The sequence below is a fragment of the Streptomyces sp. NPDC046379 genome, assembly GCF_055587785.1.
This window is the reverse complement of the sequence record NZ_JBVJFP010000006.1, coordinates 1-14,506: the sequence shown is the minus strand read 5'-3', so window position 1 is coordinate 14,506 and position 14,506 is coordinate 1. Positions and strand designations below refer to the sequence as shown.

Sequence of the window (14,506 nt, the reverse complement as noted above, 5' to 3'; positions counted from 1 at the left end):
ACCACTCTCCGGCCCGATATCACCCCCGTCGACGGCGCGCGGGGAAACACCCTCGCGCCGTCTTCACAAGGCCCGGCTTTCGGTCAGGCGGCCCCTCCTGCGATAGTTCCCCCGATGTTCGACATCCCTAGACTCCCCGCGACGGGGGTAATTCGGGGGACAACTCAGTGGGGCATGGAGTGCCGGAACTCGTACTGCAAACCAATGGACGGACCTGGACGCTCGACCCGTCCAGGGCATACACACTCGGACGCGATCCGCAGGGAGACGTCGTGTTCGACGACGCCAGGGTCTCCTGGCGGCACGCCACGGTCAGCTTCAACGGCCGCAGTTGGGTCGTCGAGGACCATGGCAGCACCAACGGCACATACGTGCAGGGGCAGCGGATCCAGCAGTTGGAGATCGGCCCCGGTTCGACGGTGAACCTCGGCAACGCGACCGACGGACCGCAGCTGAACCTCTCGGGCGCCGCGGCCGTCGCCGCACCGCCTCAGCAGCCGTACGCCGCGCAGGCGCCGCAGGCGCAGGGCGCGCCCGCCGGCTGGTCCGCGCCGGCGCAGCAGCACGTCCCGCAGGCGCAGCCGGCGCAGGCCGGCTGGCCGCCGCCGCAGCAGCAGCCCGCGCCGCACATTCCGCCGCAGCAGGGCCCCGGTGGTGGCGCGGGGGCGCCGCCGGTCCACGGCGACCGCAGCCCGACCACGTTCCACCAGTTCTCCCTCGGCCGCGTGATGCGCATCGGCCGTGCCCTGGAGAACGACCTGGTCGTCTCCGACCTCCAGGTCTCCCGCAACCACGCGGAGTTCCACTCGACGCCCGACGGCCGCATGGAGATCCGCGACCTGGGCTCCCACAACGGCACGTACGTCAACGGTCAGCCGATACCCAAGGGCGGCTCCCAGTTGCTCGGGCCGACCGACATCGTGGGCGTCGGCCACTCGACGTTCCGGATCGTCGGCGACCGGCTCGAGGAGTTCGTCGACACCGGTGAGGTCTCCTTCTCGGCCCGCCATCTGACGGTCACGGTCGACGGCGGCAAGCAGATCCTCAAGGACGTCTCCTTCGGCGTCCCGGAGAAGTCGCTGATCGCGGTCATCGGCCCGTCCGGCTCCGGCAAGTCGACCCTGCTCAAGGCGTTGACCGGCTACCGGCCCGCCAACCAGGGCGAGGTGCTGTACGACAACCGGAACCTGTACAAGCAGTTCGCCGAGCTGCGTCAGCGCATCGGTCTGGTCCCGCAGGACGACATCCTGCACAAGGAGCTGACCGTCAAGAAGGCCCTGAAGTACGCGGCCAAGCTGCGCTTCCCGGCCGACACCACGGCGGCCGAGCGCGAGGCCCGCATCGACGAGGTGCTGCGCGAGCTGAAGCTCGACATCCACAAGGAGAAGAAGGTCACCTCCCTCTCCGGCGGCCAGCGCAAGCGCGTCTCCGTCGCCCTGGAGCTGCTGACCAAGCCGTCGCTGATCTTCCTGGACGAGCCGACCTCCGGCCTGGACCCGGGCATGGACCGCGACGTGATGCAGCTGCTGCGGGGTCTGGCGGACGACGGCCGCACGGTGCTGGTCGTCACCCACTCGGTGGCCGAGCTGGCCATCTGCGACAAGCTGCTGGTGATGGCGCCGGGCGGCTCGGTGGCCTACTTCGGTCCGCCCGAGGAGGCGCTGAACTTCTTCGGCTACGACACCTGGGCCGATGTCTTCTCCGCCTTCGAGAACTACCGCGACTACGACTGGGCGGGCCGCTGGAAGGGCTCGCAGCACTACCAGATGTACGCCGCGGACATCGACGCCGTCGCCCCGCAGTCCGTGCAGATGCAGCCCATGCAGGCCATGCGCCCGCCGAAGCCGCAGGGCTGGATGTCGCAGTTCGTCACGCTGGTGCGCCGCTATGTGTCGGTGATCGCCTCCGACCGGGGCTTCCTGGCGCTGATGCTGATCCTGCCGGCGGTGCTCGGCGCGGTGAGCCTGCTCATCGACCCGGACCGGGGCCTGCTGCCCAACCCGCCCCACCCGCAGACCGGCCGGGTCATCCCGAACGGCACGGCCACCACGGTCCTGCTGATCCTCGCGGTCGGCGCCTGTTTCGCCGGCGCGGCCAACTCCGTCCGCGAGCTGATCAAGGAACGGGTCATCTACGAGCGGGAGCGCGCGACCGGCCTGTCCCGGTCGGCGTACCTGATGTCCAAGGTGTTCGTGCTCGGCATGATCACCGTGCTGCAGGGCCTGCTGGTCGGCGTGATCGGTTTCTCCAGCCGGGAGATCCCGGAGGAGGGCCTGGTCCTCGGCGGCATGACGCTGGTCGAGCTGTCGCTTCCGATCATGGCGCTGGGCTTCACCTCGATGATGTTCGGCCTGATCATCTCGTCGCTGGTGAAGACGGCCGAGAAGACCATGCCGCTGCTGGTGATGTTCGCGATCATCCAGGTCGTCTTCACGGGCTGTCTGTTCGCGCTGAACGGCACGGTGGGCGTCAACCAGTTCTCGTATCTGATGCCGTCGCGCTGGGCGGTGGCCGCCGCGGGCGCCACGCTGGACTTCAACCGGATCAGCCCGCCCGAGGAGGCCGGCAACGAGGACCCGCTGTGGGAGAACACCGTGGGCACGTGGGGCATGGACATGGCCGCCCTGCTGATCCTCGGCGCGATCTGCGGCTTCTTCGTGGCCCGCTTCCTGCGCCGCCACGAGCCCGAGGTCATGCGCAAGTAACCGGGGGCTTCGGCCCCGAAGGGCGGCACCCCGTCAGGAGGGTGCCGCCCTTCGGCGTTCTCGTTCGCGTGAAGAGGTCCGCGCCGACCTCAGTACGCGCTGTTGACGTTGTCGATCGAGCCGTAGCGGTCGGCCGCGTAGTTGGCGGCGGCGGTGATGTTGGCGACCGGGTCGTAGATGTTCCACGAGGTGCCGGGCACGTGGTACGCCTGGAAGGTCGGCGGGATCACCTGGAGCAGGCCCTTGGAGGGCACGCCGTTGATGGCGTTGATGTCCCAGTCGTTGATCGCGTTCGGGTTGCCCGAGGACTCGCGCATGATGTTCTTGTGCAGGCCGTGGTAGGAGCCGGGTATGCCCTTGGCGTCCATGATGTCCAGGGCCTGGGTGATCCAGCCGTGCAGGTTGTTCGGGTAGCTCTTGACGGCGGCCTTCCTGACCGGGGCGCGCTCGGCGGAGCGGCTCGCGGTCTGCTTGGCGGCGCGCACCTGCGCGGCCTCGGCGGCGGCCTTCTGCTTCGCGGCCTCGGCGGCCTTCCTCTTGGCGGCGGCGTCGGCCTTCTTCTTGGCGTCGGCCTTCCGCTGCTCCTCCAGGGCCGCGAAGGCCGGGTTCTCGCCGTACAGCGGGTCCGTGAGACCGGCCTTGACGTCCTTGCTCGGCTCGGAGCGGTAGGTCACCGTGGGGGACGAGACGGCCTCGGTGGTGGTGGTCGCGCCGCCTGCGGGGACGACGGTGAAGCCGAGGGCGGCGGCGCCGAGCGTGGCGGCACCGGCGAGGGCGATCTTGCGGTTCCGGGTCAGAGCGCGACTGCGTTCGCGAATCCGGGCATACGTGAGCATGGGGGTTGGACCTCTTCGAATAGCGCGGAGGTCGCTCGGCGTCCGGCGGGGACACGGGGTTGCCCGTACGAACGCCGCGGGTGGGAACCCGCGGCGGTGAGCGACGTCAGCCATTGTTAGCGGCCGGTAAAAAACGGGGCAAAGGTGTGATCTACGATCTCCCATAGTGGATCAGGGAGGGGCAAAGCGGGACAGACCGGGCTGTCTGTCCCGCTGGGATGGGTGGGCCCTTCTCCTATGCGCCTTCGTAGGTGACCTGCGCCCTGTGCGAGGCCTCACACGGCCCGCGCCGCGCTCTCACGAGGAGTTGCGCGAGCAATGCGGAGTGTGAGGTCCGGCTACGGCGCCTCCGGCGGGAGCAGAAGGTGCACGTCCCCGAACTCGTGCCACAGATAGCGCCCGCGCAGCGCCTCCCCGTACCCCCGGTCGATCGCCGCCCGCCCCGCAACCGCCTCCAGCATCAGCAGATGCGAGGCCTCCGGTTCGTGCAGCCCGGTCAGCAGCCCGTCCACCACCCGCACCCCGCGTCCGGGCGTGACCACCAGGTCCGTCCACCCCCGGGCGGCCCGGACCACCCCGTCGGCGCCGGCCGCCGACTCCACCGCCCGCACCGCGGTCGTCCCCACCGCGATCACCCGGCCGTCCCCCGCCCGCACCGCGTTGATCAGCCGGGCCGACGTCGGGGGCACCTCGTAACGCTCCGGGTACGGCGGCTCGTGCGCCTCCGCCGAGGCGACCCCGGTGTGCAGCGTGACCGGCGCGAACCCGACCCCCCGGCTCACCAGCTCCGCCACCGTCCGGCCGGTGAAGGGCCGCGCCGCGCTCGGCATCTCCGCACTGCCCGACCCGTCGCCCGACGGCAGCGCGAACACCGTCTGGTACGCCGACAGCGGCTGATCCCGCTCCGTGTAGGAGTAGCGGATCGGCCGCCCGTGCCGGCGCAGCACCCCGAGCACCTGCGCATCCGTCGGCCGCGCCCACCACAGCCGCTCCCCGGCACCGACGGGCTCCTCCAGCACCAGCCGCGTCCCGTCCGGCAGCCCCACCTCCGCACCCGCGGGACCTCCCGCACGCGGGCGCGTGGTGCCCCTGCCGTCCGGCTCGCGCAGTTCCACCGCCCAGCGCCCGTCGTCCCCCCGCGTCGAGAAGTGCACCACCACGCGCGCGTGCCCGATCCGGCCGTCCACCGCGGCGGCCAGGGTGGGCGAGGTGTTCACCACCAGCAGGTCCCCGGCCCGCAGCAGCAGCGGCAGCTCCCGGAACGCGTGGTGCGACACCTGCGTTCCGCGGGACACCAGCAGCCGTACGTCGTCCCGCTCCAGGCCCGGTCCCCGCTGCTCGGCCGGCACCCGCGCGGACAACTCCTCCGGCACCCGCACCGCGAGCGTCATCGCGTTTCCTCCAGCAGCGCCGACGCCACGATCCGGCCGCTCGCCGGCCGCTCGTCCAGCAGCCGCAGGAACGCCGGGGCCACAGCGGCCGGCTGCGGCCGCGGCCCGTCGTCGTCCGGTACGGCCGCCGCGTACAGGTCGGTGGCCATGTCCCCGGGATCCACCGCCCACACCCGCAGTGCGGGCTCCTCGACGGCCAGCACCGCCGCCAGCCGGTCCAGCGCCGCCTTCGACGCCCCGTAGCCGCCCCACGTCGGGTAGGCCTCCACGGCGGCGTCCGAGCTGACCGCGATCACCGCGCCGGCCCCCGACGCCCGCAGCAGCGGCAACGCCTCGCGCACCAGCCCCAGCGCGGCCACCACATTCACCTCCAGCGCCCGCCGCAGCCCTTCCAGGGGCAGCTCCTCCAGCGGCACCAGCGGCTCGGCGCCCAGCGCGCTCGCGTTGTGCACCAGCAGATCGACCCCGCCGAGCCGCCAGGCCGCGGCCACCAGCCCCGACCGGTGCCCCGCGTCCGTCACGTCCCCCGCGAGCGCCTCCACCCGCGTCCCGTGCGCCCCGAGCTGTGCCGCCGCCTCCCGCAGCGCCCCGGCGCCACGGGCGTTCAGCACCAGATCCCAGCCGCGCGCGGCCAGCCCTTCGGCGAGCGCCCGCCCCAGCCCTTTGGACGCCCCTGTGATGATCGCTACCGGCATGACGTCTCCCCTCGTTCCCGACGCCGCTCGACGGGCGTCGCCTCGACGAGGGGAACGCTAGGAACCGGCCGGCCCGCCGCGCGTCGGACGCAGGCCGCAGAACGACGGGTCCCTTCGGCCTACGCCACCGCACTCCGTCCCGGGGCCTACACCCCGCGCTCCGTCCCCGGCCCTACGCCCCGCGCTCCGTCCCGCGCCCTAGGTCCACCGTCCCGGGCGGCGGCCGTCACAGGTCCGATCCGCGCTGTCGCACCCCGCCGGTAGCGTGGACGCCATGAGTCGAGGACCCCGGTCCGGCCTTGCCGCGGTGAGCGCCGCGCTGCTGGCGATGAGCAGGCATCTGGAGGTGCGCGACGTCCTCAAGACGATCGTCGCCTCCGCCCGTGAGCTGCTCGACGCGCAGTACGCCGCGCTCGGCGTCCCCGACGACCACGGCGGCTTCGCCCAGTTCGTGGTGGACGGCGTCGGCGACGAGCAGTGGAAGGCCATCGGCCCCCTCCCACGCCAGCACGGCATCCTCGCCGCGATGCTGCGCGAGGCGAAACCGCAGCGCCTGGCCGACGTCCGCAAGGACCCCCGCTTCGAGGGCTGGCCCTCCGCCCACCCCGAGCTGGCCGACTTCCTCGGCCTGCCCATCCGCGACGGCGACGAGATCATCGGCGCGCTCTTCCTCGCCAACAAGAACTGCCCCAGACCCGACGGCGGCTGCGGCTTCACCGAGGACGACGAGGAACTGCTGGCCATCCTCGCCCAGCACGCGGCCATCGCCCTCACCAATGCCCGCCTCTACGAACGCAGCCGCGAACTGACCATCGCCGAGGAACGCTCCCGCCTCGCCCACGAACTGCACGACGCCGTCAGCCAGAAACTCTTCTCCCTGCGCCTGACCGCCCAGGCCGCAGCGGCCCTGGTCGACCGCGACCCGGCCCGCGCCAAGGGCGAACTCCAGCAGATCGCCGGCCTCGCCGCCGAGGCCGCCGACGAACTGCGCGCCGCCGTCGTGGAGCTGCGCCCCGCCGCCCTGGACGAGGACGGCCTCGTCGCCACCCTGCGCACCCAGATCCAGGTCCTCGACCGCGCCCACAGCGCGCACGTCACCTTCACCGCGCGCGGCGTGCGGGCCCTGCCCGCCGCCCAGGAGGAGGCTCTGCTGCGCGTCGCCCAGGAGGCCCTGCACAACGCCCTGAGACACTCCGGCGCCACCCGCGTCGACGTCACCCTGGACCGCCACGGCCCCGGAGCCGTCCTGCGGATCGGCGACGACGGCAGCGGCTTCGAACCGCGCACCGTGCGCCGGGCGGGACGCCACCTCGGCCTGGTCTCGATGCGGGACCGCGCGAGCGGCGTCGGCGGCAGGCTGACCGTGCAATCGGCGCCCGGCAAGGGCACCACGATCGAGATGGAGGTCCCCGGTGGCTGACGCAATCAGGGTGCTGCTCGTCGACGACCACCAGGTCGTCCGCCGGGGCCTGCGCACCTTCCTGGAGGTACAGGACGACATCGAGGTGGTCGGCGAGGCCGCCGACGGCGAGGAGGGCGTCGCCCGCGCCGAGGAGCTGCGGCCGGACGTCGTCCTCATGGACGTCAAGATGCCGGGCATGGACGGTGTCGAGGCGCTGCGCAGGCTCCGCGAACTGGACAACCCCGCACGCGTCCTCGTCGTCACCAGCTTCACCGAGCAGCGCACCGTCGTCCCCGCCCTGCGCGCCGGCGCCGCCGGGTACGTCTACAAGGACGTCGACCCCGACGCCCTCGCCGGCGCCATCCGATCGGTCCACGCCGGCCACATCCTGCTCCAGCCGGAGGTCGCCGGCGCCCTGCTCGCCCAGGAGGAGAGCAACGGCGGCCAGGGCAGGGGCGGCACGCTCACCGACCGGGAGCGCGAGGTGCTGAGCCTGATAGCGGACGGCCGCTCCAATCGCGAGATCGCCCGCGCCCTAATCCTGTCCGAGAAGACGGTGAAGACCCACGTCTCCAACATCCTCATGAAACTCGACCTGTCGGACCGCACCCAGGCCGCCCTGTGGGCCGTACGCCACGGCGTAACCGGCTGAGCCAGCCCGCCGGGCGGCGCCGCGCTCAGCGCACGCCCCGCTCCCGCTCCTCCACCATGGAGTTGTACGCCGCCACCTGCGCCCGCCGGGCCGTCCGCTCCACCGGACGCAGCGCCTGCGCCCGCGCCGCCATCTCGCCCGCGCTCACCGCACCCCCGTGCCCCGCCCCGTGCGCCACGGACATCAGCAGGGCCACCCGCTGCGCCAGCTCCAGCACCCGCACCGCCCGCCCCGGATACCCCGGAGCCAGAGCCTCCCGGCCGCGCTCGGCCCGCGCCCGGTAGGCGTCGATCGCCGCCTGCGCCACCGGACCCGACCCGGCCACGTCCAGCCGCGTCAACGCCTCCGTCGCCTCCCGCAGCGCCTCCGCCAGCTCCCGCTCCGCCTCGCCCAGCGAGGGCACGTCGGCCGGCGGCGCCTCCCGCACCGGCAGACAGTGCCAGACGACCTCCACATGCACATCGCCGTCCGGTCCGGCCTCGTACACCTCGGGAACCAGCCCGAAGGCGGCCCCGTGACAGATCACCGCCTCCTCGGCCTCCAGCGCCCGCGCGTTGAACTCCGGCGGACCGCTCAGCCCCAGCGGATGCCCCGGCGCCGGCAGCGCCACCCGCAGCCCCGTCGCCCCGAGCGCCCGCAGCCGTCCCAGCGCCAGCGTCAGACCCACCGGCGCCGACTCGCCCGGCAGCCCCTCCACGCGGTGCACGGCGTCCTCGCCGACGATCGCGACCACGGCGTCGTCCGGCGAGACAAGTCCGGCGAGAAGGGCATTTCCCCAAGCGGCGAGGCGTCCAGAGCGCGGTTCCGAAAGCATGGCTCCCACCCTAAGTACCGGACCGATGGAATGGAGCGGCCGACCGGTGGCGTAGATTTCCTGGAGGGCCGCCCCACCGGCGCGGCGGACCGAGCCACAGGCGAACGCGACAGCCGAGACCGGCCACACTGCAAGGGGAGACAACGCGCTCATGAGCGATGTTCTGGAGCTTCAGGACGTATCCGTGGTCCGTGAGGGCCGGGCTCTGGTGGACCAGGTCTCCTGGTCGGTCAAGGAGGGCGAGCGCTGGGTCATCCTCGGCCCCAACGGCGCCGGCAAGACCACCCTCCTCAACGTCGCGTCCAGCTACGTCTACCCGAGCAAGGGCACCGCCACCATCCTCGGCGAGACCCTCGGCCGCCCCGGCACCGACGTCTTCGAACTGCGCCCCCGCATCGGCATGGCCGGCATCGCCATGGCCGACAAGCTCCCCGGGCGCCAGACCGTCCTGCAGACCGTCCTCACCGCCGCCTACGGCATGACCGCCGCCTGGCAGGAGGAGTACGAGGACGTCGACGAGCAGCGCGCCCGCGCCTTCCTCGACCGCCTCGGCATGTCCGACTTCCTCGACCGGAAGTTCGGCACCCTCTCCGAGGGCGAGCGCAAGCGCACCCTCATCGCCCGCGCCCTGATGACCGACCCCGAGCTGCTCCTGCTGGACGAGCCCGCCGCCGGCCTCGACCTCGGCGGACGCGAGGACCTCGTACGCCGTCTCGGCCGCCTCGCCCGCGACCCCATCGCCCCCTCGATGATCATGGTCACCCACCACGTCGAGGAGATCGCGCCGGGCTTCACTCACGTCCTCATGATCCGCCAGGGCAAGGTCCTCGCCGCGGGCCCGCTGGAGCTCGAACTCACTTCCCGCAACCTCTCCCTCTGCTTCGGCCTCCCGCTCGTCGTGGAGCAGGTCGGCGACCGCTGGACCGCCCAGGGCCTCCCGCTCGCCTGACCCTCCCCGGGCCCACAGCGGACAACAGGGGCGCACACCAAGGGCGTTCGACTCACGGCGCGCCCTGTCCGTGACGCCGCCGCGGACCTACCATGACCGTGTGAACGCCATTGACGCATGGGTGTGGTGGCTCGTCGGAGCGGCGGGGCTCGGCATCGCGCTCGTCGTGACCGCGATGCCGGAACTGGCAATGCTGGCCGCGGGCGCACTGGCCGGCGCGCTCGTCGCCGCGCTGGGCGGCGGCATCGTGGCCCAGGTCGTCGTCTTCGCCGTCGTATCGGTCGCCCTCATCGCCGTCGTACGCCCCATCGCGGCCCGGCACCGCGCCGACCGGCCCCAACACGTCACCGGGGTCGACGCGTTGAAAGGCCGCCAGGCCGTCGTGGTGGAACGCGTCGACGCCTCCGGCGGACGGATCAAGCTCGCCGGCGAGATCTGGTCGGCGCGCGCCCTCGACAACGGCCGCGCCTACGAGGCGGGTGAGGAAGTGGACGTCGTGGACATCGAGGGAGCCACGGCGATCGTCATATGACCCCGCACGACGCAAGGTGGCCGAACACCGCACGAGCCGCGCGACGGTCTGACAGACTCGACCAGCAAGATCTTCGACAACCATAAGATCTTCCAAGAGCGCCGAGGCGGAGAAGGGTACGGGGAACGTCGATGGAACCGGTCATCATCGTCCTGATCATTCTGGTGGTGTTGGTCTTCATCGCCCTGATCAAGACGATCCAGGTCATCCCACAGGCCAGTGCCGCCATCGTGGAGCGCTTCGGCCGCTACACGCGGACGCTGAACGCGGGCCTCAACATCGTCGTCCCGTTCATCGACACCATCCGCAACCGCATCGACCTGCGCGAGCAGGTCGTGCCGTTCCCGCCGCAGCCGGTCATCACCCAGGACAACCTGGTCGTCAACATCGACACCGTCATCTACTACCAGGTGACGGACGCACGGGCCGCGACCTACGAAGTCGCCAGCTACATCCAGGCCATCGAGCAGCTCACCGTCACCACGCTGCGCAACATCATCGGCGGCATGGACCTCGAGCGCACCCTGACCTCCCGCGAGGAGATCAACGCCGCCCTGCGCGGCGTCCTGGACGAGGCCACCGGCAAGTGGGGCATCCGCGTCAACCGCGTCGAGCTCAAGGCCATCGAACCGCCCACCTCCATCCAGGACTCGATGGAGAAGCAGATGCGCGCCGACCGCGACAAGCGCGCCGCGATCCTCCAGGCCGAGGGCGTCCGGCAGTCCGAGATCCTGCGCGCCGAGGGCGAGAAGCAGTCCCAGATCCTGCGCGCCGAGGGCGAGGCCAAGGCCGCGGCCCTGCGCGCCGAGGGCGAGGCCCAGGCCGTCCGCACCGTCTTCGAGGCGATCCACGCCGGCGACCCGGACCAGAAGCTGCTCTCCTACCAGTACCTCCAGATGCTCCCGAAGATCGCCGAGGGCGACGCCAACAAGCTCTGGATCGTCCCCAGCGAAATCGGCGACGCCCTCAAGGGTCTGTCCGGCGCCATGGGCAACTTCGGCGCCCCCAGGCCCAGCCAGGACAACGGCCACACCCCGACGGAACGCCGCGAGAAGCCCAGCATCGACTGAGGGCGCCTCGGGAAGCGCGAGTTCCCCGCAACCCCGCTCCGGGGCGCGGGGAACCGCGCGACAAGCCATGACGAACCCCGCACCCGCGGGGAACACCTCAGCCGCACCCCGGCGGGCGCCTCACGCAGCGTCGAGAGTCAGCCAGTCCGGCAACGCTGTGAGGTCGTCCTGCCCCAGCGCCAGCAGCATCGCATCGGCAGGAGTGGGCTCGAACGGCTGCCGCAGCAACGGCATCCCCGCCTCCTCCGGAGTCCGGTTCGCCTTGCGGTGGTTGTCCTCCGCGCACGAGGCGACCGTGTTCAGCCAGGTGTCCCGACCCCCCTGGGACCGCGGCACCACGTGGTCCACGGTCGTGGCCCGCTTCCCGCAGTACGCGCACCGGTGCCGGTCCCGCACCAGAACACCCCGCCGGGACCACGGCGCTTGTCTTCGGAACGGCACCCGTACGTATCTGCACAGCCTGATGACCCGGGGCGCCGGTATGTCGACCGCGGCTCCGCGCATGCGCAGTTCGGGGTGGGACTGCTCCACGACGGCCTTGTCCTGGAGCACCAGAACGACGGCTCGGTTCAACGTCACCGTCGACAGCGGCTCGAAGCTCGCGTTCAGTACCAGCGTGTCCCGCATGACCAGCCCACCTCCCGTGCGCACCGGCCCACCCCCTTGGCGGGCTGGGATCAACTCTGGCCGTGCACGCCGAGATGGACAACGCAATAAATGCCCGCCTCCGATCACCGCCAACCACCGCGGCGACCAGAGACGGGCGAACGTTCGATGAACGTCAGGACTGGGCGGGCACCTCGTACTCACCGATCAGCTGAGCGCGCGCCAGCGTGTGGAAACGGAGGTTGAAGCCCACGACCGCCGGACTGGCGTCCGCGTCCGGGCCCAGCTTCTCCTGGTCCACCGCGTACACCGTGAACACATACCGGTGCGGCCCGTCCCCGGGCGGCGGCGCGGCGCCGCCGAAGTCCTTGGTGCCGTAGTCGTTGCGGGCGTGGACCGCGCCCTCCGGCAGCCCCTCGAACTTCCCGCTGCCCGCGCCCGCCGGCAGCTCCGTCACCGAGGCCGGGATGTCGAACAGGACCCAGTGCCAGAACCCGCTCCCCGTCGGAGCGTCCGGGTCGTAGCAGGTCACGGCGAAACTCTCGGTCTCGGCCGGAAAGCCCTCCCACCGCAGCTGCGGCGAGGTGTTGCCGGCCGCGTGGACCTGAGCGTCCTTGAGCGTCGCGCCCTCCTGGACGTCCTCGCTCGTGACCGCGAACGACGGCACGGGCGGATGGAAGTCGTGGGGGAGCGGCCGCCGCTTGAGCTCGGTCACCTCGGTACCTCCTGGATCGGGTAAGTGCACAGGCCTCCGAGCCTAGAACCAGTTCCGCTTGCTGCCGACCTCGGACAGCCACTGGTTGAGGTACGCCACCCAGTCGGTGCCCCGGAAGTCGTTCAGGCCCACCTGGAAGGAGCGGAAGGTGTCGCTGCCCTCGCTGAACAGGCCCGGCCTCTTGTCCATCTCCAGCACCACGTCCATGGCCTGCTCGTCGGCCACGAAGCTCAGCTCCACCTGGTTCAGCCCGCGGTACTGCTGCGGCGGCAGGAACTCGATCTCCTGGTAGAACGGCAGCTTCTGACGCGTGCCCCGGATGTGCCCGCGCTCCATGTCCGCGTTCTTGAACCGGAAGCCCAGCTGGACGAAGGCGTCCAGAATGGCCTTCTGCGCCGGCAGCGGGTGCACGTTGATCGGGTCAAGGTCCCCGGAGTCCACCGCACGCGCGATCTCCAGCTCCGTGGTGACGCCGATGTGCATCCCGTGCAGCGCCTGACCGTCGATCATGGTGATCGGCGTCTCCCACGGGATGTCCAGCCCGAACGGCACCGTGTGCACGGCGTTCGCCTGCAGCTCGAAGGCGCCGCCGAGCCGCACCTTGGTGAACTCCACGTCCTGCTTGTACTCGGAGTCCTGGCCCTCCACCTCGACCCGGGCCTGCAGTCCGAGCGACAGCGCCTCGATCTGCTGGTTGACGGACCCGCCCTGGATGCGCACCTCACCCTGGACGACACCACCCGGAACGACGTTGACCTCGGTGAGCACCGTCTCGACGGAAGCCCCGCCGGCCCCCAGGCTCGCGAGCAGCTTCTTGAACGCCATGTCTTACCCCTTCGCCCACTTGCGCTTGGATCCTCGATCCCTACATACGCGATACGCCACCCCCCGGTTCCGCGCCACCCGACTGCACTACCCTCGGACGGCGTGATCGCGACCCCCGACCGTACGCCCCTGCCGCGCGCCTTCTTCGACCGCCCCGTCCTCGACGTGGCCCCCGACCTGCTCGGGCGCATCGTCGTACGGGACACCCCGGACGGACCCATCGCGGTACGCCTGACCGAGGTCGAGGCCTACGACGGCCACAACGACCCCGGCTCCCATGCCTACCGGGGCCGTACCCCCCGCAACGACGTGATGTTCGGGCCTCCCGGACACGTGTACGTCTACTTCACCTACGGCATGTGGTTCTGCATGAACCTGGTGTGCGGCGAGGAGGGCCGGGCGAGCGGGGTCCTGCTCCGCGCCGGCGAGATCGTCGAGGGCGCGGAACTGGCTCGCACCCGTCGACTCTCGGCCCGCAACGACAAGGAATTGGCCAAAGGCCCGGCACGTCTCGCCACGGCCCTGGACGTGGACCGGACCCTCGACGGCACGGACGCCTGCGCCCCCGGCGAGACCCCCATCCGCGTCCTCACCGGGACCCCCGTCCCCGCCGACCAGGTGCGCAACGGTCCGCGCACCGGCGTCGCCGGCGAGGGCGGCGTCCACCCCTGGCGCTTCTGGGTGGCCGACGACCCGACCGTCAGCCCTTACCGGGCCCACGTTCCCCGCCGCCGTCGAACTTGACTCGACCTTGGAAGGTCCGTAATGTGGCCCGAGCCGCTGAACCGGGTACTGCGAAGTCAGCAGCCGGAGCGGCCAAACCCACTACCTACGTCCTCCCCTCGGCGGGAGCGAATTCGGCGTGCCCGCATGTCGAATTCGGGACTCGGGAAGCTCGATTATGAGTTGCTCGCAGATTCGGCTAACGTAGTGAATGTCGAGAGGCCGACGAGCGAAAGCCCGGAAGCCTCAAGACGCCCCCGCCGACCGGGAATCGGAGCCGAAAGGATCTGATAGAGTCGGAAACGCAAGACCGAAGGGAAGCGCCCGGAGGAAAGCCCGAGAGGGTGAGTACAAAGGAAGCGGCCGTTCCTTGAGAACTCAACAGCGTGCCAAAAGTCAACGCCAGATATGTTGATACCCCGACCTGATCGGTTTCCGTTCGGGTTGAGGTTCCTTTGAAAAAATACAGCGAGGACGCTGTGAATGGCCGGGCTTGTTCCGCCTGGCTGTTCCGCTCCCGTGAAAAGCATTCACGGAGAGTTTGATCCTGGCTCAGGACGAACGCTGGCGGCGTGCTTAACACATGCAAGT

General features: G+C 71.0%; 14 protein-coding genes and 1 rRNA gene. 8 read left to right on the top strand and 7 right to left on the bottom strand.

Annotation, left to right across the window (positions count from 1 at the left end):
• The first annotated feature begins 179 nt into the window (after positions 1-179).
• Positions 180-2,705, top strand: coding sequence for an ABC transporter ATP-binding protein/permease (locus ACZ6KF_RS12700; protein ID WP_469238442.1), 2,526 nt, complete (start codon positions 180-182; stop codon positions 2,703-2,705).
• Positions 2,706-2,794: 89 nt separating this feature from the next.
• Here ACZ6KF_RS12700 and ACZ6KF_RS12695 read toward each other — a convergent pair whose 3' ends face one another.
• From ACZ6KF_RS12695 to ACZ6KF_RS12685, 3 genes are all read right to left on the bottom strand, one after another.
• Positions 2,795-3,541 carry a transglycosylase SLT domain-containing protein gene (locus tag ACZ6KF_RS12695; protein WP_469175560.1) on the bottom strand — a complete coding sequence of 249 codons (747 nt, stop codon included), beginning with the start codon at positions 3,539-3,541 and terminating at the stop codon, positions 2,795-2,797.
• Between the two features lie 338 nt (positions 3,542-3,879).
• Positions 3,880-4,932, bottom strand: a complete 1,053-nt coding sequence (locus ACZ6KF_RS12690; protein WP_356632920.1) for an S-adenosylmethionine:tRNA ribosyltransferase-isomerase — start codon at positions 4,930-4,932, stop codon at positions 3,880-3,882.
• Positions 4,929-5,627, bottom strand: a complete 699-nt coding sequence (locus ACZ6KF_RS12685; protein ID WP_469238440.1) for an SDR family NAD(P)-dependent oxidoreductase — start codon at positions 5,625-5,627, stop codon at positions 4,929-4,931. Before ACZ6KF_RS12685 ends, ACZ6KF_RS12690 begins: the two co-directional genes overlap by 4 nt.
• A 274-nt stretch (positions 5,628-5,901) precedes the next feature.
• On the opposite strand from ACZ6KF_RS12685, the gene ACZ6KF_RS12680 reads away from it, so the two are divergent.
• Together ACZ6KF_RS12680 and ACZ6KF_RS12675 are read left to right on the top strand one after the other, a co-directional pair.
• Positions 5,902-7,047 (top strand): GAF domain-containing sensor histidine kinase, encoded by a 1,146-nt coding sequence (locus tag ACZ6KF_RS12680; RefSeq protein ID WP_356632916.1) that lies wholly within the window; start codon positions 5,902-5,904, stop codon positions 7,045-7,047.
• Complete coding sequence (locus ACZ6KF_RS12675) at positions 7,040-7,681, top strand: response regulator (RefSeq protein ID WP_469238439.1); 642 nt, start codon at positions 7,040-7,042, stop codon at positions 7,679-7,681. Before ACZ6KF_RS12680 ends, ACZ6KF_RS12675 begins: the two co-directional genes overlap by 8 nt.
• A gap of 25 nt (positions 7,682-7,706) precedes the next feature.
• Here the strand turns inward: ACZ6KF_RS12675 and ACZ6KF_RS12670 are convergent, their stop codons facing one another.
• Positions 7,707-8,495, bottom strand: a complete 789-nt coding sequence (locus tag ACZ6KF_RS12670; protein ID WP_356632912.1) for a hypothetical protein — start codon at positions 8,493-8,495, stop codon at positions 7,707-7,709.
• A gap of 151 nt (positions 8,496-8,646) precedes the next feature.
• Here ACZ6KF_RS12670 and ACZ6KF_RS12665 point away from each other — a divergent pair, with 151 nt between their 5' ends.
• From ACZ6KF_RS12665 to ACZ6KF_RS12655, 3 genes are all read left to right on the top strand, one after another.
• Entirely contained in the window at positions 8,647-9,444 is a 798-nt protein-coding gene (locus ACZ6KF_RS12665) for an ABC transporter ATP-binding protein (protein ID WP_356632910.1), read from the top strand.
• Positions 9,445-9,544: 100 nt separating this feature from the next.
• A complete protein-coding gene (locus tag ACZ6KF_RS12660; protein WP_469160314.1) occupies positions 9,545-9,976 on the top strand; it encodes an NfeD family protein in 432 nt (143 codons plus the stop codon).
• 131 nt (positions 9,977-10,107) lie between these two features.
• Positions 10,108-11,046: an SPFH domain-containing protein gene (locus ACZ6KF_RS12655; RefSeq protein WP_356632906.1), complete on the top strand. Its 939-nt coding sequence runs from the start codon at positions 10,108-10,110 to the stop codon at positions 11,044-11,046.
• A 120-nt stretch (positions 11,047-11,166) separates the two neighbouring features.
• Here the strand turns inward: ACZ6KF_RS12655 and ACZ6KF_RS12650 are convergent, their stop codons facing one another.
• The 3 genes from ACZ6KF_RS12650 to ACZ6KF_RS12640 all read right to left on the bottom strand — a co-directional run bounded on the left by ACZ6KF_RS12650 (position 11,167) and on the right by ACZ6KF_RS12640 (position 13,192).
• Positions 11,167-11,673 (bottom strand): HNH endonuclease, encoded by a 507-nt coding sequence (locus tag ACZ6KF_RS12650; protein ID WP_356632904.1) that lies wholly within the window; start codon positions 11,671-11,673, stop codon positions 11,167-11,169.
• Between the two features lie 154 nt (positions 11,674-11,827).
• Complete coding sequence (locus ACZ6KF_RS12645) at positions 11,828-12,367, bottom strand: YbhB/YbcL family Raf kinase inhibitor-like protein (protein ID WP_469238438.1); 540 nt, start codon at positions 12,365-12,367, stop codon at positions 11,828-11,830.
• A 42-nt stretch (positions 12,368-12,409) separates the two neighbouring features.
• Positions 12,410-13,192: a sporulation protein gene (locus tag ACZ6KF_RS12640; protein WP_469175563.1), complete on the bottom strand. Its 783-nt coding sequence runs from the start codon at positions 13,190-13,192 to the stop codon at positions 12,410-12,412.
• A 102-nt stretch (positions 13,193-13,294) separates the two neighbouring features.
• Here ACZ6KF_RS12640 and ACZ6KF_RS12635 point away from each other — a divergent pair, with 102 nt between their 5' ends.
• Positions 13,295-13,936 (top strand): DNA-3-methyladenine glycosylase, encoded by a 642-nt coding sequence (locus ACZ6KF_RS12635; RefSeq protein WP_356632898.1) that lies wholly within the window; start codon positions 13,295-13,297, stop codon positions 13,934-13,936.
• Between the two features lie 508 nt (positions 13,937-14,444).
• Positions 14,445-14,506 (top strand): 16S ribosomal RNA (locus ACZ6KF_RS12630); the annotation flags it as partial.